The 24,904-nt window shown below is 61.5% G+C and carries 14 protein-coding genes; 1 reads left to right on the top strand and 13 read right to left on the bottom strand.

What is annotated here, in order from left to right; all coding sequences use genetic code 11:
• Positions 1 to 4: 4 nt before the first annotated feature.
• The 4 genes from JOD78_RS04615 to JOD78_RS04630 are packed head-to-tail and all read right to left on the bottom strand — an operon-like array spanning position 5 to position 6,767.
• Entirely contained in the window at positions 5 to 3,964 is a 3,960-nt protein-coding gene (locus tag JOD78_RS04615) for a type VI secretion protein IcmF/TssM N-terminal domain-containing protein (RefSeq protein ID WP_121041412.1), read from the bottom strand.
• Complete coding sequence (locus tag JOD78_RS04620) at positions 3,961 to 4,653, bottom strand: DotU family type IV/VI secretion system protein (RefSeq protein WP_245201977.1); 693 nt, start codon at positions 4,651 to 4,653, stop codon at positions 3,961 to 3,963. The genes JOD78_RS04615 and JOD78_RS04620 overlap by 4 nt, the downstream gene beginning before the upstream one ends.
• Entirely contained in the window at positions 4,650 to 6,038 is a 1,389-nt protein-coding gene (gene tssK, locus JOD78_RS04625) for a type VI secretion system baseplate subunit TssK (RefSeq protein ID WP_209570205.1), read from the bottom strand. The genes JOD78_RS04620 and tssK overlap by 4 nt, the downstream gene beginning before the upstream one ends.
• 6 nt (positions 6,039 to 6,044) lie before the next feature.
• Positions 6,045 to 6,767 carry a type VI secretion lipoprotein TssJ gene (locus JOD78_RS04630; protein ID WP_158601252.1) on the bottom strand — a complete coding sequence of 241 codons (723 nt, stop codon included), beginning with the start codon at positions 6,765 to 6,767 and terminating at the stop codon, positions 6,045 to 6,047.
• A gap of 330 nt (positions 6,768 to 7,097) precedes the next feature.
• Between JOD78_RS04630 and JOD78_RS04635 the strand changes: the two genes are divergently transcribed.
• Positions 7,098 to 7,886: a hypothetical protein gene (locus tag JOD78_RS04635; protein WP_134040116.1), complete on the top strand. Its 789-nt coding sequence runs from the start codon at positions 7,098 to 7,100 to the stop codon at positions 7,884 to 7,886.
• 16 nt (positions 7,887 to 7,902) lie between these two features.
• Here JOD78_RS04635 and JOD78_RS04640 read toward each other — a convergent pair whose 3' ends face one another.
• The 9 genes from JOD78_RS04640 to tssH all read right to left on the bottom strand — a co-directional run bounded on the left by JOD78_RS04640 (position 7,903) and on the right by tssH (position 24,863).
• Positions 7,903 to 10,593, bottom strand: a complete 2,691-nt coding sequence (locus JOD78_RS04640) for a DUF2169 domain-containing protein (RefSeq protein WP_209570207.1) — start codon at positions 10,591 to 10,593, stop codon at positions 7,903 to 7,905.
• Positions 10,594 to 10,605: 12 nt separating this feature from the next.
• Positions 10,606 to 13,521, bottom strand: coding sequence for a type VI secretion system tip protein TssI/VgrG (gene tssI, locus JOD78_RS04645; RefSeq protein WP_209570209.1), 2,916 nt, complete (start codon positions 13,519 to 13,521; stop codon positions 10,606 to 10,608).
• A 69-nt stretch (positions 13,522 to 13,590) separates the two neighbouring features.
• Positions 13,591 to 14,370 (bottom strand): hypothetical protein, encoded by a 780-nt coding sequence (locus tag JOD78_RS04650; RefSeq protein WP_204726501.1) that lies wholly within the window; start codon positions 14,368 to 14,370, stop codon positions 13,591 to 13,593.
• Positions 14,371 to 14,452: 82 nt separating this feature from the next.
• The gene (locus JOD78_RS04655; protein ID WP_121041426.1) at positions 14,453 to 14,848 is read right to left on the bottom strand and encodes a DUF4150 domain-containing protein; all 396 of its coding nucleotides are present in this window, start codon (positions 14,846 to 14,848) and stop codon (positions 14,453 to 14,455) included.
• Between the two features lie 24 nt (positions 14,849 to 14,872).
• On the bottom strand, positions 14,873 to 15,535 hold the full coding sequence (locus tag JOD78_RS04660; protein WP_209570211.1) for a DUF3540 domain-containing protein: 663 nt from the start codon (positions 15,533 to 15,535) through the stop codon (positions 14,873 to 14,875).
• Positions 15,536 to 15,586: 51 nt separating this feature from the next.
• The gene (locus JOD78_RS04665; RefSeq protein ID WP_209570213.1) at positions 15,587 to 16,591 is read right to left on the bottom strand and encodes a pentapeptide repeat-containing protein; all 1,005 of its coding nucleotides are present in this window, start codon (positions 16,589 to 16,591) and stop codon (positions 15,587 to 15,589) included.
• 88 nt (positions 16,592 to 16,679) lie between these two features.
• Entirely contained in the window at positions 16,680 to 19,379 is a 2,700-nt protein-coding gene (locus JOD78_RS04670) for a DUF2169 domain-containing protein (protein WP_209570215.1), read from the bottom strand.
• Between the two features lies 1 nt (position 19,380).
• On the bottom strand, positions 19,381 to 22,113 hold the full coding sequence (gene tssI / locus JOD78_RS04675) for a type VI secretion system tip protein TssI/VgrG (RefSeq protein WP_158601253.1): 2,733 nt from the start codon (positions 22,111 to 22,113) through the stop codon (positions 19,381 to 19,383).
• Positions 22,114 to 22,223: 110 nt separating this feature from the next.
• On the bottom strand, positions 22,224 to 24,863 hold the full coding sequence (gene tssH, locus JOD78_RS04680; protein ID WP_209570217.1) for a type VI secretion system ATPase TssH: 2,640 nt from the start codon (positions 24,861 to 24,863) through the stop codon (positions 22,224 to 22,226).
• Positions 24,864 to 24,904 lie beyond the last annotated feature (41 nt).

The following is a 24,904-nucleotide window of genomic DNA, read 5'->3' on the forward strand; positions in this document are numbered from 1 at the left end:
GCCGTCAGGGCTTGCGCGCCGGCACCGGCGATTTGCCGACCGGCGCCTGGGGCGTGGCCGGCACCGGCGGATCGGTACGGCTGCCCACGCCAGGAGCGCTACCCGTGCTGACCGCATCGAATGAAACCTGGTTGTTGACCAGCTCGTTGATGATGGACTGCATGTTGCGCGAGCGATCCTTGACGGCTTCTTTGTCCCAGCAAGCGCCGATCTGTGGCGGCAAGAACACCTCGTTGGACGGCTCGACGATCTGTCCGCCCACACGTGGCGCCTGCGCAGCGAGTTTGGCCTGGATATTTTCCTGAGAGCGCTTGAACTGCTCATCTTGCAGTTTCTGTTTCTCGGCGGCGGCCTCCTTGTCCAGCTTGGCGTAGGCATCGAGCTGCTGGGCGGTCTTCAGGATGGCGTCTTGTCCTTCGAAGTTGTAGCGGACAGAGATCTGCTTCACACCCAACGCCTCGAGTCCCTCGCGGCCGGCAGGGAACTCGTCCACGTCAAACTGACGCACCCCGCCGCGGAAGTCCCGCAGGAAATTCGGTACGCCCATGGCACCCGGGTATTTCTTGGTGAGGACCAGCGTATCGATCTTGATCTGCAGGCTGACTTCACCGCATTGGCCTGGTGCCCATGGGAAAGCCACGCTGACCGGGAAGTTGTAGTTGTCCAGCACCTGCGCTCCCGCCGCACACTGTACCGAGAGCACGGTCTCGAACGGCTTGGCAAGGGCCCCGCCGTTGACACCGGTCGGTTGGGCCACGATCGAGAGCTGCGTCACCTGTGCCTTGAGGGCATCGGTTTTTTGCTTGATTTCGGCCTGCGTGCGCTCGATATCGGCCTGCGCCTGCTGGGCCTGCAATTGGGCCTGCTGCGCTTGCAACTGCTCGGCCTGCTTGCTGGCTTCCTCGCGCTGCTGGCTGACCAGCTGGGCTACGCGTTTGTCGACGGCAGCGTTGAGGGTAGGCAGGAAAGCCCCGGTGAACGGCACGCTGTAGCCCAAGGTCTCGACAATACGGAAGCGACGTGCATCGCGCTCAAGGAAAGGCTTGGCAATCCCGTCCGCAAAGGCCCATACGGTCCCTTTGGCCCCATACAGCTGATCCAGCATGGCGGCCTTGTCCGGGGCAGTCTGCAATGGCCAGTGCACCTTGGCCTGCCAGTCCTTCTGCAGTTCGCAAGAGGCCTGCTGCTCGATATAGGTCAGGGTGAAGTTGAGCGGTCCCTCAATAAGCTTCCAGACGGCATCATCTGCCGCCTCGCGATGGCCGACCAGTTGCTTGAGTTGCACCAGCGCACCGGCTGCCACATGCGCGCCGGAAGACTTGACGGCCGGATCAATGCCGAACTGGTGAAAATCGGCCGCCAACTGGTAGGACTTTCCTGTGCCGACCACAGCGTCAGCGGCCAGTTTGTTGATTTCGTCCTGGTACTTGGCCAGGGTGTCGACCGCGGACAGGTTTTTCAACAACGTCTGCTGGCCGGCTACCGGCTGGCCGGCGAGGGTCTCACGCACAGCCTGGCCGCCGACGGCATTGATGGAATCAACCATCTGCACCGCCTTGCCCACGGTCTGGCTGGCCAGTCCGGAGCGTACTGCCTGGCCGCGCAATTGCCTGAACTCGCGTGCAAGGACCAGCCAACCTGGCAGTTCCTTGGTATCGACATCCTGGAACTCGTCGTTGAGTCGATCGATGAGGCGATAATAGGGACTTTGCGAACCGGTGATGCTACCCAGCGCGGAACGCCATTCGGGCTCGGTGCGCAACAATTTTTCCGGGCCGCCGAAGTCCGTCACGAAACGTTGCCATGCCAGCATGCGCTGGTCCTGGTACCACTGCTCGAAGGCGGCACGATGCTGGAGGAAGCGTGGACCATCGTCCATGGCCTTTTCCATCTCGGCCAGGAAGGCGTCAATCTCCTTCTTGCCGGCCTTGGTGAAAGCCGCCGGCACAATCGTCCCCGAACGGTTGGCATCGCCACTGGTGCTGGTGCTCCAGAAGTCGCCAGCAGTCACGGCCGAGGCCGCCGTGCCCGGCGTGCCATTGTCGGCAACCAGGCCTGCCAGCCAGGTCATCTGGCCGTCGGCGTACGCCACGCGATCCAGCGTCGCCTGGTCCTCGCGCAGGCGATCCGCCAAGTACGGGTCGTTCAGCGGCGTCCACGCCAGGTGAGACAGGCGCAGTTCGTTGAGTTGCTGGTACTGCTGGGGCGTGTATCGCCGGATATGCACCAACGCAGGCATCTGCTTGAGCACAGAGCGATCGGCACCCTGCATGCGCGCGTGGACCAGGTTGGTGTAGCGGACCAGGTTGCGGATCAGCAGCGGGAGCTCCTTGTCCGGATCGCTGCTCTGGACGCGCTGGAAATCATCGCGGTAGTTCTGCACCGTCACCGGCAGGACGTACTTGCGGAAATTGCTGACGAAATTGAGCTTGAGCCGGGCCTCCAGGTCATCCATGTTGGTTGCGATGACCATCCATTCGGTCTTCCAGTTCTCATTGCGCCGCTCCACCAGTTGCACCGCATCGCTGACCTTCTGCAAGGCCGGAATGTCCTGTTCAATGATGCCGCTGAATCGCACGTCGAACGGCCGCTTCTCGCGTACCAGCGACAGCGTCTCCATGTTGGAGACAAAGGAAACCGTGATCATGATCCCCACCGCCGAGGCAATGAGGATCCACGCCACCACTCCCAGGTTCCGTGTCACCTGCCGCCAGCGGTTGACCAGCTCGGCAGGACGCGAAACGAAGCGATCCTGCGGCAGGATGCGGCCGAAGAAATCATGCAGGAACAGTCCTGCATGGGTATTCGGATGCGGTGCCACCGGAGGCAGCACCTGCCCGAGCAAAGATGAGACCGCCCCACCCTCCTGCAGGCCACTGGAGAAGAACAGGCCGCGCAAGAAGGGGCGCTCCAGGTAAGGATTGTCCGCCAGGCAGGCGTTGAGGAACAACTCCAGTTTGGGACGCAGGTTCTGCAGTTCATTGGGAAACAGCAGCAGCTCAGGAGAGGCCGCTTCTCCCGCCGCGCCTGCCATGCGTGCCACCAGTGCGATGCGCAGTTGCTGCAAACGCGCACCGATGCTGTCAAACGCGCCTTGCAGGAACTGTGCCGCGCTGCGGTCGCCGACGATTTCGTCGGACAGGTAACCCATGGCCTGTTCGAGCGTGTTTTCGGGCATGCGCTTAGCCCACTCTTCCATACCGTAAAGTTGGTCGCACTTGGTCACCAGCACGTAGATCGGAAAGCGCTTGCCGAACATCTGTATCAGCTGCTCGATACGCGCGCGTACCACCCGCCCTTCCTCTGCCAGTTCATCGCGCGACACATTGGCCAGGCGATCGGTGCCGATGGCCAGTACCAGCCCATCGATCCCTTCGCGCGGCCGATAACGCGCCAGCAAGTCCAGGCCCAGTTCCCATTCCCGACGATCGGCCTCACTGTCCTGGGCATCGACGTAGCGCCCGGCACTGTCGATCACCACCGCCTGGTCGAAGTACCACCAGTCATAGTTCTGAGTCTGCTCCACAGGTCCGCTTTGTCGTACCCGCTGGATCGGCGAGGACAGCCTTGCCCGTGTGAGCGCAGTGGTCTTGCCGGTACCGGATTTGCCCACCACGATGTACCAAGGCAGCACGTACAACGGGTTGCCCCGCCGGCGCAGGCTGGAACCACGCAAAGTCGCGACGGCCTCCTTCCATTTGCGCCGCAGCAGTGCTTCCGGAGAAGCGGCCTGCGCCACCGAACTGCGGGTGGCTACGTCCTGCTGCGCCAGCTTGCTCCGCGAGCGCATGACGATGTACACGCGGCGCAGGAATTTACTCAGGAAGTACACTCCGATGACACCGCAGAACAGCGCCAGCGCCACCCACAGCGGCCAAGCCATGTACAGGGCAGCGCCCCAGCAGCCCAGGGCGAGCAGGACCAGCAGCACCAGCCACAACAAGAACTTTCCGAATGTCTTCATATGCTTATCTGCGGCAGGATGGTATTGACCACCTGCCAGATGATGACGTGATAGATGCCGTACAACACCACCAGCACCAGCAGTGGGAGCAGCATGGCGTTGAAGGCGAACGAGGACAGCTTCCAGCGACGCCGGCTACGCACGGGCTTGCGCTCCGGTTCGCCAGGTTGCAGGGCAGCACCATAACCATCAGGAAACAGCAACCTGCCGGCCTCTGCCGGCAGCCCATCCTCGTCCTGCTGCAGCAGCTCCAGGTTGCTGCGCTTGATGTCGGTGAGCGCCTTCTGGTTGCGGTCGTAACCATAGCGGCCGGCGAAGCCCAAACTCAGGCACAGGAAATACACTTCGCGTACGCCGCTCCGGGAGGCATCCAGAGCGTCAAGCCGGGTGTAGAAGGCCACACCGGCATTGGTAATGCCGAAGTAACGGCGCTGCAGCAGACGTCGCTGCCATTCTGCGCGGCCCAGCCAGTCGGTAGCCAGGATGATCTCGTCGGCCAGCGCCAGCACGGCGAACAATGCCTCCTCGATATCGGCATCGGCATGTCCGGCGTCCTGCCCGGCCCGGCGTGCCTGCGCAATGGCCGCGTCCAGCTGCGCCGACAGCGCCGCCGGGTCCCCCACGGGCTGGCGCTGGAACTGGCGAATCTGCGCTAACAGCGGGATAAAGCAGTCGAGTAATCTCATCATCGTCTGAGCACCACGATTTCAGCCTTCAGGTCGTCGGGGGCATCCAGCCACTGCAGCGCGATTGCACCGTGACGTTCGACTGAGTCCCACAGCTGGCTAATCTGTTCGATGCGGAAATAATACGAATAGGCACGGCGCGGCAAGCCCTGCGGCGCCACCTGCATGTGGATCAGCTCCAGTCCGGGCAAGGCGTGCGATACCAGCCCCGGGATATCCTCCGGGCTGGCCAGGCGCGCGTCGTTGAGCAGCGCGTCAGCCACCCACTTGGGATCCTGCTCAGTTCTGACCACCAGGTAGAAGCGGTTGCGACGATCGAAGAAGGTATGAGGCAGTTCCGCCGCATGGTAGCCATCACGATATTCCAGGATCGCCAGGAACTCGGGGCCCACCGTGATTTCGTTGAGCAGGTTGCTGATCAGCGCGTGGGCGCGCGAGAAGCATTTGTTGAGTTCGGTGTGGTCGTAAGGGGGCAAGCCGGGTGTGCCATCGCTGGCCTCGCCCAGCATGTTGAAGCGTTCCGAGAAAGAGCTCAGTTCACCAATGAGCTGACGCAGCGCACCATAGGCCATCCAGGGGTGAGCCTGGCGTGTCTCCGTCAGGTGGAACAGGTAGGGGCTGGCCCGGTTCAGCGAGCGCAGCGCCAACAGGAAAACCATGTAGCTGGCGTCGAACTCGGCCTTCTGCATTTCACGCGGGCTTTTGTATTCCTGCAGCTGGCGGGTTCGCCCGGACAGTTCGTCGCGGATGTCCCGGATGGTGCGCATGAGCACCTCCGAGCCTCCCAGCGTATAGCAGGGAGGGATGAAGTTGTCGGCCAGCTTGATGGTGTCGCCATCACGCACCAGGCGCGCGATCGGGATGAGATCGTAGCCCTGCAGATTTTCCAGTTCGGACTCGAAGAACACCTTGACCACATGCAACAGCGTGCGCACCTGCGACGGGGGGCCGTCGGAATACAGGTCCGGCACCTCTGGCGTGTTGCTCAGCGAAGCAAACCGCGTGGGTGCAGCGGCAGCCTCTGCCAGGGAATCGGCCTGGGTGGCGTTCTTTTCCTGGTCATTGAGTTTCTTGATACCGAGATAGACATTGAAGGGCTTGTCGCCCTCGATCCAGGCGCTGTCAAAGGAGCGCGGCGCGATCGCCGCGTTGCCGGGATATTCGACGTAGCTGCGGTCGGGGAACAACAGTTGCGCCCGCTCGATCTCGATGATGCGGTTGGAGGCTGCCGAGGCCGACAGGATCAGCTCCCCTACGCCCCAGAAGTGCGGCAGCCCCGACTCCAGCAAGGGCTTGTTGCGGAACTGGCCGTGCAAGTCCGCCATCTGGAAATGCTGGGGCTGCATGAACATGCCCTGATGCCAGTAGATCGCCTTGTTATCTTCCATCGTGACTCAATCCCCAATCTTTTTCAGTGCCTGGCCAGCCTGAACGGCTTCCTGGATCGTATCGGCGGTGAGCTTGATCTCCTTGCCGCCGCCATCCAGCGGCACCGCCTGCTGCATCTTCTTCTCGCTCGGATCGTAGTTCAGCCGCTCGGCATTGAGAATGCCGTCCGGGCCGAACTTGACACGCGCCGCGAGTTGGGCCGGTGCCGCTTTCCAGGTCTTGGACAACAGTCCGTCGCTGGCCACGGTCAGCGGAATCTCGAACAGGCGTGCCGCCGTGGGACCGCTCATCTGATAATAGCCAGCCACCAGGCCAATGAACTTGGCCTTCTGCGCCCGATCAAGGATGAGAATGGAGTGCTGCCCGGGATCGACGACATAGCGGGTGAACTGGACGAAGCCTTCATTGCCCTTGTTGGCGGACAGGCTACGCGCCAGTGCAGCGGGATCGGCAATCAGCTTGTAGAAGGCGGCGGCGTCTTCCATCTGGTATATGCCCAGCAGCAAGGTGTGGGACTCGCCGCCGTAGCGGTTGAGCTCGCGCTCGGCCGACAACTCCAGCATCACGCCATCCTTGGCGAATTCCCAGGCGACCTCGGCCAACGCATCCTTGCGGCTGTTTCCGCCCATGGCGGAATTGGCCGCCGCGCACCCTGCGCCGGTGATTACGGCCAGCGCCACGGCAGTCCACGCCTTCCAGGCCGCAATCCTTCGTGGACGCAGCAACATTCCCTGATGTCTGCTTTGCGATTGCAATTGAAAGCCTTTTATTATCGTTGTGCATGATGCCTGCCCGCAGGACAACCCCGCCTGCCCTGAGGACATCGACCACCCGAAACGGCGAGCGGAATTAGCAAATCATGCAATTTTCCTACAAGTGTCTCAAATTAAACCATCAAAAACAGGCTGATTTCGGTCTATATGTCAGATGTAATTCAATGGCCGAGTCGAATATCTTCAATAAGACCCGGGATGGCGTTAGCATCCCGTGATGCGTTTCGGCGCTCAATTGCCGTCCTGCATTGCCGCCAGCCCCCCATACCGACTCCCCTGCCCGAGATGACAATTCGCCCCAGCCTGCCCTGTCCCTTAGTCCGTAGCGCGTTGCTCCTCACGCTGCTGCTGGCCTGCACGGGGGCACAGGCCGCGCCATTGAAGTTGCCGGAGTTTGACAACGGGCCCGAAACCCGCACCACGGTGGCGCCCGTTCTGTTCGTCTATGCCTCCCAGAACCGTGACCGCAGCGTCGGCGAGCAGTGCTGGGACACCCTCATTTCGCAACGAGACCTTGCCATCCGCGAGGACAATGCCAAGCCCTTCTTCGTCCGCAACCTGTTCCCGCTGGTCGGCGCGGCCATGGGCGGAATAGCCGGTGGCTGGATGCTCAAGCGCCTGGCTTCCGACGCCGCGGCTCGCAAATGGATGCTGCCGGTGGTTGCCGGCAGCGGCCTGGGCGGCTACTTCGCGGGTCCCGGGGGCGTGGCCGGCGCGCTGGTGGGCGGCGGCATTGCCGACAAGCTGGGCAAACACGATCGTTTCAAGAAGACCCTGCCGGGTGCCTTGGCCGGGGCATTGGTAGGCAAGGCGCTGTGGGACGCGGTGTTCCCCCCGGCGGTGCCTCCTGCCCCACCCTCGGACCCGGACGGCGAGATCGCTCCCGAGACTTTCGTGCGCGACAAGACCTGCGGTCCACAGCTGCTGATGTCGCACGAGGACTCCCTGTACCGCATCGGCTACCGCTTCAACGGCGAGGAGTACACGGTCGATGTTCCCTTCGACCCTGGCGAGGCGGTCTTGCTCGACCCGACCGGGAAGGCCGTCGGCCCGGCCCGCGAACGCGTGGAATAAGCCCCTTGCCTCGCAGTTACGTCGGCGGGCGGACTTGCAGCAGGGTCTGGCCGGTATCGGCACCCTCCAGTGCGGCCCGACTGATCTTGACCTCCTCCACATCCACGCCATACAGGTTGGCATGATGCATGACGGCACGTTCCACCTTGGCCTTGCGCAGGGATCCCTTGAAGAGATTGACCGCACTGAGGTCTGCGCCCGTCAGGTCGGCCTTGGCCAACCTCGCACCGCGTGCGGAGGCTCCGGCGAAAATGGCATCCTGCGCCTGCAAACGGGACAGATCGGATTGATCCAGCGTGGCCTGGTCGAACCGCGCCGACCTGGCTGACGCGCCTTCCCAACTGGCGCCGGTCATCTGCGCGGCACTGAAGATGCCGCCGTCGAACACGGAGCCGACGCCAGCCCGCGAGCCTTGCAGGCTGGCGCCGGTGAAGTCGGCACCTGGCATCTGGGCGCCGTGGAAATCGGCGTTGTCGCACATACTACGACCCAAACTGATCCCAGCGCCGTTGGCGCCGGCGAAACTCGCTGCGGTGAGCACGGCCCCCGATAAATCGGCGCTCTGGAGGGATGCCCCCGCAAAACTGGCCTGCATCGCCTGACAGCCACCCGCCTTAAGTCCATCCATGGCGGCATCGGCAAAGACCGCATGGAACAGGCTGGCCCCGGACAGCGAGGCAGCCGAAAAATCGGCACCCGTAAAATCAGCCTTGCTCAGGTCGCCTCCCTCCAATTGCGAGGTGGTAAAGACGGAGCGGTCAGCTGAGGCACCGGACAGCACCGCATGCCTCAGATCGGCCTCTGTAAAGTCAGCCATTTGCAGCACGGCACCGTCGAAACGAGCACGCCCCAGCTGCGATTTGCAGAACGAAGTTTGCGTCAGCAAGGCGTTGCTGAAGACGGCACCGCTGAGGTCAAGCATCGAAAGATCGAGTCCCGAGAGGTCCAGGTCAGCCAAACTTTCTCCCTGTGCATGACGCTCGATGACTTGTTCTCGCGTAAGTTTGACTGCCTGTTCATTTGCCAAGAGCGGCAGGTCCGGTAGCTTTGGCAAGGTCGGCGCTGCGGCGGCGACCGGCAGCGCCGCTGCTGCTGCAATCGCGGCCTGCAGCGCATCAAGCTCTACCTGTTGCTGCGCCAAGGCCTTCGGTACATCTCCGATGAATTTGGCAGCGTCACTTTGGCCCTGCTGTAAAAGCCAGCCCTGAAGCTGGGCGTCGGTGACGCCATGCTTTTGCATGAACGCCGCCTTGTCGGCCTCCATCCGGGACGTTATGAGCTGCAATTGCTCCAGCGATGTCCTTGGCGGTTCGGTCGGCGGGTGAATGATGTCAGCCTCGGTCAAGCCGTTCCTGCTCAGTAAAGCCTGGGTCTCGGCACGCATCTGCTCGGTGAGGGCCTCGATTTCCGCCAGCGAGGTCTCAGGAGCTTCAACGGCGGGACGGGTGATATCCGCTTCGCTCAGTCCATGCCGACGCAACACGGCATGGGTGTGCGCCTGTAGAGAAGCCGTCAGCTTCTCGATTTCCAACAATTCAGGCTCCAGCGCCGGTACCGCAGCTACGGCAGGCACGGCAGCCGCCGGCAGCGCGATTTCCGCCGGTGGAATGACTGGAGAAATCGGCGGTGCCACATCGATGGGTGCCGCTGCTTGTGCTTGCGCAATTTGATTCCGGAATTGCGCCTCGTAATGGGCGAACGGCAAAGGCGACTCAGCCAGCATTTCCCATTCCAAAAGCGCGTAGGTCACATCGTCGCCGTCGCTATCCTGTATCTGCGTGGCAGCGCGATACAAGATGATGCCGCGCTCCTGCTCGGGCAAGAACCAAACGGTTTCGGCTCGCGGCTGAAGCTCGACAAATTCTTTGCCGCCGCTCGCCAGCGCGCGCTCAATGAAGCAACGCGCCCGCAGGCCGGGCAAACGCCCCTCGATGTGAGCCCACTCCGGATGCAAGTGATCCAACGCGAAGGCTTCGTCGCCGCGCAAGTATCCTGGCATGCGTTGATCCGGCGGTGCTGCCATGAAATAGTTCATCTGAGTTTCTTCCGGCAGATGCGGCCAAGTCTGTTGCGTCCAACGCTGGTCAAACTTGCCGAGCAAGGCCTTGCGTACGCTGTGGTCCGGTGCCAGCGCCGTAAAACCTGCCGGCATCGGCTCGTCCGAGACCGCCGCCATCAACTGGCGCGGATGCTCCACATTGGGCAGAGCACGCCGCCGTCTACCGTCGAGGCCTGGCATCGGCACGAAGCCTTTCCCGGACGGGTTGTCCTTGAAACCGGCGCCGCCAAATGCCTGCGCCGGTCCTAGCGGCATGCGGTTGAAGGGCTGGGCTGCGGATGGCAAGCCGCCGAGGCCGAACTCGCGATCCCCGAACACATACAGTTGCTTGGTGACCCCGCCAAGCGTGGCCGTGACAGCGATCTGGGGGACCTCTGCGCCTTTGTTCGCACCTGGCGCAAATGCCGAGCCGATCACCATGTATTCCGACGCCGGCTTGGACCAACCCTCATCGAGGGGCGCGTCGATGCCGATGGCCGCCAGCGCCTGCGCGGTAAGGCCCCATAATTGAGGCTCCTGCACCAGCGATTCCCGGCCGCCACCAGAATACGGGAACATGGCCAGCATGCCGAGTGACAACGTCTTGCGACCAGCGAAGGTATAGGTGCGATACAGCAGGGCAAGGTCGTTGGGTTTGAACACTTTCATGGGGTTTTGCCCTCAGCCGAGCTGTATCATCGCGCCATTGAGCGTCACACCGGTCGCTCCCAGCTGAGCCATTCCGCCCGTTGAATTGAGGTTGATCGCCGTGGCGGTGACCTTGACGTTGACGGTCGATGCGGCCATGGTCGCGTCAGCAGACGTGAGCTTGACCGAGGCCGCTGCCGTGGCCATACCGACTTCCGTGGCGGTGGCCGAGAACTTGTTGGTCGGTCCAGCCTGCATCGCGGCAGCGTCGGCGGAAAGAACGATCTTTTGCGCCATCTGCTGCATGCCTGTTTGGCTGGCCGACACATGCACGCGCCGGGCGGCCGACATGCTCATCACACCGCCATCGGTCGGATGCAAATGCAGCTTGGCCTGCAAGATGTCGTTGGCATCACTGGCCTTCAGGTTGACGCCATCGGCGTCCAGCGAGAGTGAATTGCGGGGCCCGGCCGCCGGCAACGCACCCAGCGGAAGGTCCACCGTCATCTTGATCCCGGTCTTGTCCATCGACATCTTGCTGACCAAGGTCTTGGCCGCAGCTTTGAGCTTTGAGGTCACGACCCGTGCAGCGCCCTGGATAGCCACCATCGCCGCCGTGTTGGCAATGGCATCCACGCCGAATTTGGTGATGATACCGGGCCAGCCGCCGACAAAGTGGGAATCGGTCATGACCTGCTTGTCCTCGACATCGAGCGCCGCGTATTTCTTGTTGATGGCCTCCAGTGCTGCCTTCTTGGCAGCTACATCGGCCTCGCTGGTCTTTTTCTCGTAGGACTTTTCAACATCGCTGATCTCGGAAGCCTTGTCGGCATCGCGTTTTTTCTTCAACTCATCTCGGCGAAGGTCGGCTGCACTCTTGTTGGTATCGTAATTGGCATCCTTCAACTGCCCGTTCACCCCCATGGAAAAGACCGTCGATGCCGCCAGATTCACCGTGGTGTAGGCACCGATGGCGGTGCGCAAGATCCTCTTTGCCGTCTTGGCTGTGGCCACCAGCGGATCGAGATCGGCATGCCCGGCCGAAATGGAATAACTTTCCAGCGCTGTCTCGCTGGTGGATTCGGAGACGAATTTGGCCGAGCTGCTGTCGTCAATGGTAAAACTCTTGGGCGTAATCTCCTTCAATGCGTCGATCGCACTGAGGGGATTGAGGTTCATGTTCCACTTGATGTCGTTGGCCAGGCCAATGGAAATGGACGCGCCGATCGACACCTTGTTGGCGATCGAGAGATCCAGGCTGCTGGCAGTGCCTGCCGACAGCGAATTCTTCGATCCGAACGACATGCTGTTGGAGTTGCCGAAAGATACCGAATCACTACTGCCCTTGGTCGCGCTGTAGATGCTGCCCCCCCCTTTGGGATCCACCGACCCGATGCCGATACTGCTGTGATGGAATGGGGAGTTGAGCCAGATCACTTCCTTGCCCTTCACATCGCTCATGTGCATCTGGTTGCCGCCCTTGGTGCTGATGCGGTTCTCGGTAGCGCTGTTGGCATTGACCAGACTGACATTTTCCGAGTTGGGGACAGCGCCCAGTATCACGGGTTGATCGGGATCGCCATCGGTGAATGACAAAAGCACTTCCGCGTTCTTGTGCAAGGGGAAATGCATGCCGTGATTGCTGCCCGAATAGGGGGTCGCCATGCGAACGCGCGCCGATCCCTTGTTGGCATTCTTGTCGCTCTGGTCGAACGGCAGTTGTACCTTGTACTGTCCAAATTCGTCGAGCTCGGCATATTCCCCGCTGCCCTCGCCGTCAATGGTAGCGTTCATGGTGCCAGCCACGCGCGGCTTGGGGGTTACGCGCTCGGGGCGAAACTGCACGTCCGACCTGATCGCCACGAAACTGTTGTGGTAATTGGTCTCGCCACCGGCACCGCTTTGACTGTACGGGCTGCGGATCCCCTCAAGCAACGCCCCGGCCTGCGACCCTTCATGCGTGATCTCGGTGACCAAGTACTTTCCGTTGAAATCTTCGCGGTAGTGTTGTGCCAGCTCCATGAAATAACCGCTACGCAAACCGACGGCTGTCGAGTCCCCGGCGAACAGCTTGCCTCCACAGGCAATTTCTTCGGCGCGCAGGCGCGCATAGCGCTTTCCCTCCTGCTCATTGCGGAAATTCTCGCCGTAAATCATCACATCGCCGAAGCCGTTTTCGGAAACGATATCGGATACCTTCAGTTCAACCGCTGCCTTGCGATAGTTGAAATCCTGCAGGATCACCTGGTAAGGCAGGGGCTTCTGTTTGCAGACGAATCCCTGGACGGCATCCGCGGCTGCGCCAGTATCGAGTTCATCGGCGGGCCGGTAGCTCACTTTGATCGCGTCCTGTGCATGCATCATGCGGTGATCGCCGATGATCAGTTTCTCGGCGCGACCGCCATGATCGAACCAGTAATACATGCCTTCTTTTTCCATCCAGCGGGAAAGGAAGTCAAGATGGGTTTCCTGATACTGGCAAACGAAACTGCGCGGACGATAATCGCCCGTCAATTTCAATTCGAATGCTGAGGCAGGCAGGCGCGCTCCCTTAAGCAAGCCTTCTATGATGGACGGGATGGTCTGTTCGTTGAGGTACACCTCTGACACGCGATACAGCGACAAGCGCCACAAGTGAGGCACAAGGACTGCGCGATAGAACACGTAGCCGTCGGCGCGATGCAACTGGTCGAATCCCGCCAGCACGCCGTGGTAAGGTACGGCACCACCACCATCGGGCGCGAAGATGGAAAAGGTCGCCGGGTTCTGCAGCATCTGGTCGAAGTCGATCGTTGCATCGTCGGTGACCAGCGTCAGCGTGAAGCGAAAGGTCTTCGATAGCGATTCGAATCCCTGCATGTTGACTACCGCGAACTTGTCGCGATCGAATGCCGTCGACACAAACTCAAAGCGCTTGTTGCTCATCAGGCGGCTGGATAAGGAAGCCATTGCGAATGATCTCCGGTAAAAGTGCACGGGCCGGCGCCAGCGGTCTCGTCTGTTTGTTCGTTTGACGCGTTACTTCAGCTGCAGCACGGTCGCCTCGGCATCCGCCCCCTCCGCATAGGGCATGAACAGCAGCGAGTGCGGACAACCCTTCACACGAGCGTAGTAGGACTGGCCTGCCTCGACCTGGTTGCGCACCGCCCAAGCCGTATATTCCTGTTCGCCGATCTGAAGTTTCATGCCCTGCTGGGCGTATTCCAGAATGGTCTTCTCCGGCAGGCCGCCGGCATCGCCGACCGCCTGGAAGTCGATCTCGGCGCCCTCCCCCGCCACACCGAACACCACGCCATCCCACTGGCCTGCGCGCGGTCCAATCTCGAACCATTGCCCCAGCTTCTCATCACCACTGACATGCAGTCGGTATTCGGGCGGTTCAACTTTGGCCGGCATATTGGCCTTGGCCACGATCTTGGCGGGCCAGGCGGCGCCCGCCTCTTCCAGATGCAGTGCATTGCGCAGCAAAGGCGGCAGCATGGCCGCGTCGGGTATCTTGCCGCGCCACATGAAGACGAGGGGAAAACCCTGCCCCGCGCGCTCTCGCAGCGATGCCGCCAGCAACGACAGGCCATAGCGCACCCCCGGCCGAGCCAATTCCGCTTCGTCAGCCAGCACGAGCCAGACCGCCGCTTGTGCCTGCAGCAGCGCATCCAAGGCCACCCGCCACGTCATCTTCTGCGCATCATCCGCCCAAAAATGTCCCTTCACATCCAGTCCATAGCGCTTCAATACCCCGGTGAACGCCTGCACACGCGCAGGATCGTTGGCCAGGGAAGTCATCCATACCGTCTTCATGTCATCGGCTGCCTGAAAAATTGAACACCCCCGTCGCGCCGCTTCGCGTCGGGCCATCGCCAAACCCTGTCGGGCCCGGCACCTAGCTCATGATCATGACCTTGACCTGGCTCGGCACCAGCACCGCGCCTACCGCATTGCCGTCGTTCTGCTTGGTGGTATCGCCCATGCGCACGGCCGGGTTGCCCTCCAGCTTGACCTTCATGCTGCCCATGATGAACTCGGCGGGCCCCATGATCTTGCCGCTGACCACCCCGCCATTGACGCCCGCCTGATTACCATTGCTCATGGTGATCTTGGATGACTTGGTCAGCGCCGGCATGCCGGAGATCATCACCTTGGTCGTGGCCGGGTTACCCATCATCGGCATGGCGATGTTGGGATAAGGAATTGGCACCGGGCCTGCCGGCGGAATGGGCGTATTGCAAACGTCCGGCATCGCCATGCATTGGCCGGCTTGCTTGGTGACTGCAAACATGTTTTGCTCCTTTGCTTGAAAGCGTCAGCCGAGGTCGATCTTCTCGCCATCGATCTTGACCTGGCCATCGGCCAGCAAGGTCGTGTGCGCGGCCTTCATGTGGAAACGATCCTTGACCAGCATGCGCACACGTCCGGCCCGGGTTTCCTCCAGGTTCTCCGTCCAACGGAAACTGTCGCGCGCTTTCTGCACCAGCCGTCCTACTGTGGCGGTGATGTTCTGCGCCACGCTGGTCAGGCTGCCAAAGCGTGCCTGCGCCTGTTCGGCACTGGCGTTGAGCTCGCGGAAGCGCAGTTCGCCACGAATGCCGGTCACGTCCACTTGCGCGCCGACCATGGTCACGCGCTGGCGGCCCTGCAATTCCAATTGCTCTGCCTTCACCTGCAGCTGGCCTTGACTGGTCTGCAATTGCACCGCGCCTGGCAAGGTCAGCGTGGCCTGCTCCGGAGTGGCACGAGCCAGCACCGCCAGCACGAAGCAGGATTGCGTGCCGCCATGGCAGACCAGCACCGTATCGCCGCATTCCGGCTCAATCAGGCAGCTGTCTGCGCGCAGGGCGCGTTCCACTGCCATTTCCGGCGAACTGAGGAAGAACCACTTGTCGGCGCGGCCAGTCACGGTTGCATACAACATCCCGACGGCGTGATCCGCCCCCGGGCGGGACATGGTGATGAGCGTGTTTTGCATGATGTTTTTCCTTGCGTGAACTATCGATTTCATCTGGCTTGCGTGGCGCGTTCAGCGCGCCGCTACTTTGGATTGCCATTGCTCGGCCCGCTCCAGCAGCGGGTCGGTGGGGCGCACCCCGTCAAAGTTGGTGCCGTCCCAACGGGTGCTCTGCTGCAGCAGTCCATGAATGTTGGCGCCGCCCAGATCGGCCTGGCTGCAGTCGGCCTCCGAGAAGTCCGCATGGGACAGGTCGCAATGGACCCATGCAGAACCCTTCAGTTGCGCTCGTTTCCAGAGCGTCTTCTGGTGCACCGACATGTGCCAGGAGACCCCCGTTGCCTTGGCCTCGCTGAAATCTGCCTGGGAAGCGTCGCTCATCTCGAAGGCAGCGCCTGCGAGATTGACCTGCTGCGCCTGCGCGTCGATGAAGCACAGATAGCTGCTGCGCGTACCTGCCAGATTGGCCTGCTGCAGCTGGGCGCCCATGAAGCTGGTGCGATCCAGTCGTGCGCTGGTGAAATCCGCCTGCTGCAGTTGGGCGTTGACGAACATGGTCATGGTCAGGTCGCAACCTGCGAAGTTCTGCGCCTGGAGCTGGCTGTCCTTGAGAAAGGCCTGCGTCAGCACCGCGCCGGCCAATCGCACGCTGCTCAGGTCGGTATGCATAGCGGTCCAGCGGGTCAGGTTTGCACCACTGAGGTCGGTGTTGAGCAGGGTCACCTCGTTCATGTCACAGCGCACCATCTGTGCGCCTGCAAGGATGGCACCATCCAGCCGGCAATGGCCAAAGGTCGCCTGCAGCAGTTCTGCCCGCTGCAGTTGGGCCGCGTTCAAATCCACTTCGTTGAAGCTGGCCTGTGCGGCCTGGACGCCTTCGAGATTGGCACCGGAGAGGTCGACATTGTGCAGGTACGCATTGGCGAGATTGGCCGAGCTCAAACGTGCGTTGGCCAGCCGCACGTTGATCAGCGTACAGCCCGACAGGTCGCGTCCGCAGAGGTCAGCACCAGAGAGGTCGATATCGCTGAGCCGGCGCTCTTGTGCCAGTGTCTGCCAGATTTGTTCGAGTTCCACGTTCATTCCCTTGTCATCTGCTGCATTCTTTTCATACCGATCGTCGCGCTGGAGGTGTCACTTGCAGCGACCCGCACCATCTCTGCCATCACGCCAACGGTGGCCGCACCGTCAAAATGGTCCGCTCGACGTGCGCCCCTTCCAACGCGCTGGCACGCAAGGTGCATCCCTCCAGATCGGCACCGTAGGCGTTGGCAAAATGCAGCACCGCCGCTTCTACCCGTGCCTTGCGCAACGAGCCCTTGAACAGGTTGATTCCACTCAGATCAGCCTGGCTCAGGTCAGCCCGGCCGAACTTGGCATGGCGTGCCGATGCCTGACGAAAGCTGGCCCCGGAAGCCTTGACCTGACTGAAATCCGCATCATCCAGTATCGCGCCGACGAAGCGGGCAGCTGTGAGCTGCGCCCCCTCCCATGCCGCACGCTGCAATTGCGCGCCATCAAAGACGGCATGGCTGAACTGGCTGCCACCATCTGCGCGCGAGGCACCCATGATCGCCGCCACGAACTGAGCGCCGGTGGCATCAGCACCATAGAACTCAGCCTCTTCGCAGTACGCCGCCTTGAAGTTGGAAGCCGCCAGCTTGCTCTCGTTGAACATCGCCTGATGCAACCGGGCCTGGCCGAAATCTGCCCCGGACAAATCGGCCCCGCTGAAATTGCCATGCGTGGCAGTACAACCCGCCGCCTGCACTCCCGACATCGCAGCCTGGGAAAAAATGGCGTCGTCCAGCACCGCATTCGGCAACTGCGCCAGGGTGAAATCGGCTCCGGTGAAATCGCCCTCCTGCATGCGGGCACCCGGCAAACGGGCCTTGGCGAACTTGGCCCCGCCCGCGCTGGCCTGCGCCAGGTTGGCATTGCTGAAGTCGGCCTCGCTGCAGTCGGCACCTTGCATGAGGCAAGCCGACAAGTCCGCATGGGCCAAGCGGCTACCCGCAAATACAGCACCTTCGAGCAAGGACCCTGAAAAATCCGCCGCGCTGAGGTCCAGCTTCGAGAGATCAACACCACAGAGGTCATAGCCACGCAGTGAATGCTTTGCGGTGTGCAGTTCGATCACTTGCTCGCGAGTCAGTTTGGGCAGGGCTGCAGGGGCCTGCGCAAGCGTCGGGATGGCCACCGCTGCCAGCGCCTGTGTAGCAGCCACGGGAGGCGGCATGGAGACTTCCGGCCAGTCCGGCAGGACGTCAGGCACGTTTTGCAGCAATGCCTCGACATCGGTACCGAACACGGCTTCCCCTGGCTCAGCGCCGGGTCGGGTGGCGGCGAATTTTTCGATGTCGGCTTCGCTCAGCTTGTGTTGCCGCATCAATTCCTGGCTGGAACGCTGCAAGTCCAGCACGGAGGCTTTGGCCTCTGCCAGGGAGCCGCTGCCTGGCGGAGCCTGCGGGACCTCCATCTTCAGGGCATCTGCCTCGCTCAGGTTGTGCTGGCGCATGAGGGTCTGAGTTTCCCGCTCCAAGTCAGCGATGGCCCGCTCGGCCTCAGCGATGGAAACGTCGGTCGGCACGGCTGGCGGAGGCTCCAGCGCAGCCAGGTCAGCGGGCGTGATACCAAAGCGTTGCATCAGCTCCGCGGTCTCACGTTCCAGCTGGATGATCGCCTGCTGCGCTTCACCCAACTCCGGAAACGGTGCGGCAGCAGCAGCGGCCACTGTCGCTGCTGGCATCACCACTGCCGGCAATGGTGGCAGTTGCGTCGCTGACGCAACAGGATTGGCCGGCACCGTATCGGCTGCCACGGCCGTTGCGCTCGCCTGGCCACGATACAGATCAAACAAGGCCTCGTAGTGTCCGAAAGACAGTGGCGCATCCTGCAGGCGTTCCCATTCGGCCATCACATGCAAAACATCGCTGGCATCCTCGTCGGCCACATCAGACTGCGCCCGATACAGCACAATGCCGCATGACAACTCCGGAAACAGCCAGACGGTATCGAGACGCGCCTCGATCTCGCTGAAACGCTCGGCGCCGTTGACTTGCTGCCGATGGATGAAACAGCGTGCGCGCAAGCCCGGCAAGCGCGCCGTCAGGGTCGCCTGCTGCGGATGCATTCCGTGCAATTCGACGACCTCGTCTCCCACGTAATACCCGGGATTACGCTGGTCTGCGGGAACCGTATGAAAGTATTCGGTACGGGTATCTTCTGGCAGATGCGGCCAGGTGTGTTTCAACCACTGGCCGTCGCACTTTCCCAACTGGGCGGTGCGCAACGGTGCGGTCGCGTCTACCGCCCAGAATCCGGCAGGTTCTACGCGGTCGCCTCGTGATGTGATGCGCTGGCGCATCCGTTCCACATTGGGCAGCGGCCACTGTGCAACGCCGTCGGCCGAGACGGTGGCGGCGGCCCCCTTGCCCGCAGGGTTCGCCGCTTCATCCGGTCCGCCGAAAGCCTGCCCTGGCGTCAGCGGCATTGCCACGAAGGGGGAGGTTTGCGAGATCAGGCCCACGGCGTTGAAGTGCCGGTCACCGATCACCAGCAATTGCTTGAGCACGCTGCCCACTTTGGCAGAGACCAGCATTTCCTGCACCGGCTTGCCGCCCGGCGCATGGGCGCTGCCGTAGACCTTGAACTCGCCGGCTGGCTTGGGATAGCCTTCATCGAGCAAGCCTTCCCCCATGGCGCGGGCGACGGCATCCCACAACTCCGGTTCGGGACGCAGGCCCGCCAGTTCGCTCCGGTCAAAGGGAAACAGGCCCAGCATGCCAACGGCCAGCGTATTGCGTCGGGCAAACCGAAAACTGCGGTAGAGCACCGCCAATTCATCAGGACGGAAAATTTTCATGTCAGCCCACCCGGATCATGGAACCGTTGATGGTCACGCCGGAAGCGCCTGCACTCAGGGTATTGGTACCCATTTCCAGGCTGGCGGAGGTGGCGTTGAGCGTCATGCTGCTCTTTCCAAACTCAGCCACTGCCTGCATCGCAGTAGTGGTGACGGAGGCCTTGCCCATTGAGATCGAGGCGCCTTGTACCGGATCGGCTGCCACGGCGGCCTTGCCGGACTTGGCGAGGAATCCATCCGAGGTCAGTTTGGCCGTTGCAAGGTTGTGTTTGAGCACGATACTGGCCCCAGGATTGTTGCTGGCCAGCGTGCAGGCCGAACTGGTGAGATCAAGCGTGCCTGACATCTGGGCGGCATCACTGGCGGCCAGACTGATTTTGTCCGAATTCAAATCGATGGACGACTTTTTCAGCCCCTTCGTTTCTGCCGTGATCGCGACCGTCCCGGTCTCGATATTCACCATGCCGCGCTTGTTCCCGGGAGGCAGCACTCCGGCCAGCACGGGCAAACTGTCGGCAGTCATCTCGATACCGCTCTGGCCGAGTTTCATATTGCTGACATAGGCTTCCTCCTTGGCCGTTGCGGCCAGGGCGTCGGCAGATTTGTTCAGGGCGAAATGATAGATGCTGCCGGCCGTGACCAAAGTGTTCAAGGCCGCCTGCGCGCCCGAGAAACTGGCATTCCACCAATCGAAGGCCGGGATTTTCCCGCCCTTGGCGTCGGACTTGAGCGCCATGCCGGCAGAGGCGCCAGCTGCCACTGCCATGTTGACCAGCACATTGACCTTGACCGCCTTCTTGAGCGCTGACTTGAGCGTATCGACCGTGTCCTTGATCAACTTGCGCTGGCCGCCGGAGATGAGCACATTGTCATTGCCCTGCAACTTCCCCTCGGTCTTGAGCGATACCGATTCGGAATCGTCGAGGCTGAAACTGCGCCCGAACTTCCAGGAAACGTCACGCCCGTAACTCACCCCGATGCTGGCCCCCACCGAGGCCTTGGTACCCAGCGATGCCGAAATGCTGTTTTCGATGGAAGCGCTCAGCGAGTTCTTCACGCCGATCGATACCGAGGTCGAACTGCCGGCCGACATGCTGACCGAACTTCCCGAAGTACTGGCCCAGATCCCCTTGGCTTCGTTGCCGTAGCCGATCACGGTCTTGTCGTTGGAATTGCCCGCGGAGATGATCTTGACCGACTCAGTGCCCTCTTTGTCTTCCAGCACAATGCTGTTGCCCACGGTCTGCAAGACGGTCTGGGTGGAATTCTTCTCGTTGACTACATTGGGATTCTCGGAATTGGCCACCGCCGACATGATCACCGGCCGATCAGGATCCCCTCCTTCGAACGACAGCAACACCTCCGCTCCCTTGTGCAAGGGCGCATGCATGCCATAAGTCTTGGCCGTACCGTCCTCCTCCGTCACCGTGCCTGCATAGCCCGAGGCCATGCGGATGCGCACCGAGCCTGCGCCATCCTGGCGATCGGTCTTGTTGAACCGCAACTTCACCAGATACCGGCCCTTGTCGTCCAGATCGGCGATCTTGTTGCTGGATGCCGAATCGATCACGGCGCTCATGGTGCCGGTCAGCTGCGGCCACGGCGTTACCCGCGGCGGACGAAATTGCACCTCGGCCGCAATGGCGTGAAAACTGTTGGCGTAATGGGTTGGCGCTGCACTCTTGTCGCGGTTGTAGGGGGTATCCAGCCCGTTGAGCAAAGCCCCGGCCTGGGAGCCGCGATGTTCGATTTCGGTCACCAGATATTTGGCATTGAAGGCGTCGCGATAGTGACCGCGCATTTCCATGAAGTAGCCACTGCGCAAGCCAACCACGGTGGACTCCCCCGCAAACTGCTTGCCGGTGCAAACCAGCTCCTGGGCGCGCAGTGCAGCATAGCGCTTGCCTTCCTCATCGCTGCGGATGTGCTCGCCCTGCAGCATGATCTCACCGACGGCACTGTTGAGCGTGGAGACATCATGTTCGAACTTGAACGATACCTTGGCATTGGCGTAATCGTAGTCGTAGACAGTAACCGTCTTCGGCAAGGGCCGCTGATTGCCGATAAAAGCCTGCACCGACTTGTTTCCCACGCCCGTGTCGAGCTTGTCTGCGGGACGGTATTCCACCGTCACCGTATCGACCGCATGGCCCTCCTTGGCATCCAGGATCGTGATCGTATCGGCCTTGTCATCATGCGTGAAATAGTAGTAGAGACCATCGCGCTCCATCCAGCGCGAGAGGAAATCAACATGGGTCTCCATGTGCTGGCAGACGAAATCACGCGCGTAATAGGTGGCGGTCGCCTTGATGTCGTACTTCAGCGTCTTGTCCGTATCGAGGACGAGCTTGATCAGGTCCGGCGTCTTGCGGCTGCCGAGATAGACGTCCGAGATACGATTGAGCGACAGGCGCCACATGTGAGGCACCAGTACTGCGCGATAGAACGTGAAGTTCTTGTCGACCTGCTGCAGCAACTCGAATTCGGCAAGCATGCCGTGATAGGGCGTAGTCGAACTCCCGTCGGCGGAGAATATCTGCAACGTGGCAGGATGCGCCAACATGGCGTCGAAATCCACGTTGGCGTCGGCGCTGACCAGGATCAGTTCGAAACGGAACATCTGCGAAATGGCTTCGCGGCCTGTCAAGCTGACCACCGCGACCTCGGCCTTGAACGCGTCGGAAGAAAAAGCGAATCGCTTGTTGCTCTTGAGGATTTCGTCAAATGAAGCCATACGCATTCCCTGGAATCTGATTATTCACACACCGATGTTGCCCATGCCGTCTTGCCGCGCCATGTCAGTCCGGTTACAGCCGTAACACGGCGCACCAGGCCGCATCCGGCTCAAGCCGGAAAGTCCACCTTGAACGTTCCATCCTCAGCCACATCCAGCGTGATGGCCGCAGGTTGCACCTCGCCACTCATGCGCGAGAGAATCTCCTGCGACATCAGCGGCATGACGGTGCCGCGCAAAATGAAATCAATGTTGCGCGCGCCGGTCTCGACCTCGGTGCAACGGGAAGCGATCTGCTCAACCACTGCATCGGTATAAGTGAACTTCATCTTGTTGTTGTGCAAAAGGCGGCTGACGATCTTGTTCATCTTCAAGCGCACGATACCGGCCAGCGCATCACGCGCCAGTGTGAAGTAAGGAATGACGGTCATGCGCGCCAACAGTGCCGGCTTGAAGTGCGCCGAGAGAATCGGACGGACCGCCGAGAGCAGCGTATCGTGGTCGGGCCTGTCATCGCCAGCCGTCATTTCGGTGATCACGTCGGTCGCCAGGTTGGAGGTGAGGAAGATGACGGTATTGGAAAAGTCGATCTCCTTGCCCTCGCCATCGGACAGCATGCCCTTGTCGAAGACCTGATAGAACAGGTTCATGACGTCCAGGTGTGCCTTCTCCACTTCGTCCAGCAACACCACCGAATAGGGACGCTGACGCACCGCTTCGGTCAACACGCCCCCTTCGCCATAACCGACATAGCCCGGCGGCGAGCCGATCAGGCGGCTGACGTTGTGCTTTTCCTGGAACTCGCTCATGTTGATGATGACGGTGGACTTCTCATCGCCGAAGAGGATGTCGGCCACTGACAGCGCCGTTTCGGTCTTGCCGACCCCGGAAGGACCCGCCAGCAGGAACACGCCGAGCGGCTGTTGGGGATCGCGCAGGCCGGATTGGGCGGTTTTGAGGATCTCGCCGATCTGGTGCATCGCGTGATCCTGCCCACGTACGCGCTCGGAGAGCGTCCTGGCCATGTGCATGACGGTCGCGGCCTGGTCGCGCAGCATCTTGCCTACCGGGATACCGGTCCAGTCCGAGATCACCTTGGCGACGACATCAGGATCGACATCCACGCGCACCAGGGGCTCCTTGCCCTGAGCAGTCTTGAAGGCGGCACTGGCGGCTTCGATCTCCTGCACCAGACGCGCCAGCTCTTCCTCCGAGGCTCCCTCATCCCGAGCTTTCTTGCGTGCTGCGCGCGCTGCCAGCAGCGCGTCGGCAGCGGCCTTCTGTCCCTGCCAGACCTGCCGCAGTGCCTCGGCCTGTTCTTCCGCAGTGGCCAGCAGGCCATCGATATCATCGAGCCTTGCGAGGTCAACCGGCTGCAGGTTGTCGCGATCGCGCTCCAGGCCCCCCTTCTCGCGTTGCAGCGCCTGGATCAGGCGTTCCTTGTCCTCCAGCACGTCCGGCTTGGCGCTCTGCAGCACCTTCACGCGGGCGCAGGCGGTGTCGAGCAGGTCGACCGCCTTGTCCGGCAACTGACGGCCTGTGATGTAGCGAGAAGACAGCTCGGCAGCCGCGATGATGGCGTCGTCACGCATCACCACGTGATGCACATCCTCATACTTTTCCTTCAGTCCACGCAGGATCAGCACGGCCGTGGCCAGATCCGGCTCGTCCAGCTTGACCAACTGGAAGCGACGTGCCAGGGCGGCATCCTTCTCGAAGTACTTCTTGTATTCGGCCCAGGTCGTCGCCGCGATGGTGCGCAGCTCCCCGCGGGCCAGCGCAGGCTTGAGCAGGTTGGCCGCGTCGGAGGTGCCGGCCTGACCACCGGCACCGATCAGGGTATGGGCTTCATCGATGAAGAGGATGATCGGTTTGGGCGAGGACTTGATCTCGGTAATCACGCCCTTGAGACGGTTTTCAAACTCCCCCTTGACGCTGGCTCCGGCCTGCAGCAGGCCCATGTCCAGTCCCAGGATGGTCACCTCCTTGAGCGAATCGGGAACGTCGCCGGTGACAATGCGCAAGGCCAGGCCCTCGACCACGGCGGTCTTGCCGACGCCCGGATCGCCCACGCAGATGGGATTATTCTTGCGACGGCGCGCCAGGATGTCCACCATCTGGCGAATTTCCATGTCGCGCCCGAATACCGGGTCGATTTTGCCGGCCCGTGCCTTGTCGGTGAAATTTTCGCAGAAGCGGGCAATGGCGCTGCCGTCGCCCGCCGATGCGCCCGCGGCTTCGCCACCGCCTGGTGCATCTGCGGCTGCGGCAGTTTCCTCGATGGAGGCGCTGCAGATCTGGCCGAAGGAAGCCAGCAGGGTTTCACGATTGAGGGCGCGCAGCGGCGTGGCGTAGTCGCCGGTGGCATAGTAGGTCGCACGTGCCAGGAAGGCCAGCAGGATCGCGCCGGAACGGATGCGGCTCTCGAACAGATTCACTGATGCGATCAGCCATGCGTCCTGCAGCAACTCCAGCAGCAACGGCGAGAACGCCGGGCGACCGGCATTGCCGGTGCGCATGTCCTCGATGGACTTTTCCAGGGCGCGTCTGACCAGGGCCGCATCTACGCCGTGCTGGCGCAGCATCAGCACGATATCGGATTGCAGATCATCAAGGAGTTTGACCAGCAGGTGCTCCACGGTGATTTCATAGTGCCCGCGCGAGACGCACAAACCCACGCCGTCTTCCAGTGCCTGTTTGCTATAGCCGTTGAGGCGGCCTACCAGGGGTTTCAGTTCAACCAGCAGCATGTCTTCTCTCCCAAAATGAATTTGTTTGCATGGATTCCTGC

Source organism: Herbaspirillum sp. 1130 (assembly GCF_017833835.1).
Taxonomy (GTDB): Bacteria; Pseudomonadota; Gammaproteobacteria; order Burkholderiales; family Burkholderiaceae_D; genus Herbaspirillum; species Herbaspirillum huttiense.

What these genes read in the sequence shown, in the direction of transcription:
- tssH (WP_209570217.1), bottom strand. Translation starts at nt 24,863, where the DNA reads ATGCTGCTGGTTGAACTGAAACCCCTGGTAGGCCGCCTCAACGGCTAT.
- tssI (WP_209570209.1), bottom strand. Translation starts at nt 13,521, where the DNA reads ATGGCTTCCTTATCCAGCCGCCTGATGAGCAACAAGCGCTTTGAGTTT.
- JOD78_RS04660 (WP_209570211.1), bottom strand. Translation starts at nt 15,535, where the DNA reads ATGCAAAACACGCTCATCACCATGTCCCGCCCGGGGGCGGATCACGCC.
- JOD78_RS04640 (WP_209570207.1), bottom strand. Translation starts at nt 10,593, where the DNA reads ATGAAAGTGTTCAAACCCAACGACCTTGCCCTGCTGTATCGCACCTAT.
- JOD78_RS04630 (WP_158601252.1), bottom strand. Translation starts at nt 6,767, where the DNA reads ATGTTGCTGCGTCCACGAAGGATTGCGGCCTGGAAGGCGTGGACTGCC.
- JOD78_RS04655 (WP_121041426.1), bottom strand. Translation starts at nt 14,848, where the DNA reads ATGTTTGCAGTCACCAAGCAAGCCGGCCAATGCATGGCGATGCCGGAC.
- JOD78_RS04670 (WP_209570215.1), bottom strand. Translation starts at nt 19,379, where the DNA reads ATGAAAATTTTCCGTCCTGATGAATTGGCGGTGCTCTACCGCAGTTTT.
- JOD78_RS04615 (WP_121041412.1), bottom strand. Translation starts at nt 3,964, where the DNA reads ATGAAGACATTCGGAAAGTTCTTGTTGTGGCTGGTGCTGCTGGTCCTG.
- JOD78_RS04635 (WP_134040116.1), top strand. Translation starts at nt 7,098, where the DNA reads ATGACAATTCGCCCCAGCCTGCCCTGTCCCTTAGTCCGTAGCGCGTTG.
- JOD78_RS04620 (WP_245201977.1), bottom strand. Translation starts at nt 4,653, where the DNA reads ATGATGAGATTACTCGACTGCTTTATCCCGCTGTTAGCGCAGATTCGC.
- tssK (WP_209570205.1), bottom strand. Translation starts at nt 6,038, where the DNA reads ATGGAAGATAACAAGGCGATCTACTGGCATCAGGGCATGTTCATGCAG.
- JOD78_RS04650 (WP_204726501.1), bottom strand. Translation starts at nt 14,370, where the DNA reads ATGAAGACGGTATGGATGACTTCCCTGGCCAACGATCCTGCGCGTGTG.
- tssI (WP_158601253.1), bottom strand. Translation starts at nt 22,113, where the DNA reads ATGGCTTCATTTGACGAAATCCTCAAGAGCAACAAGCGATTCGCTTTT.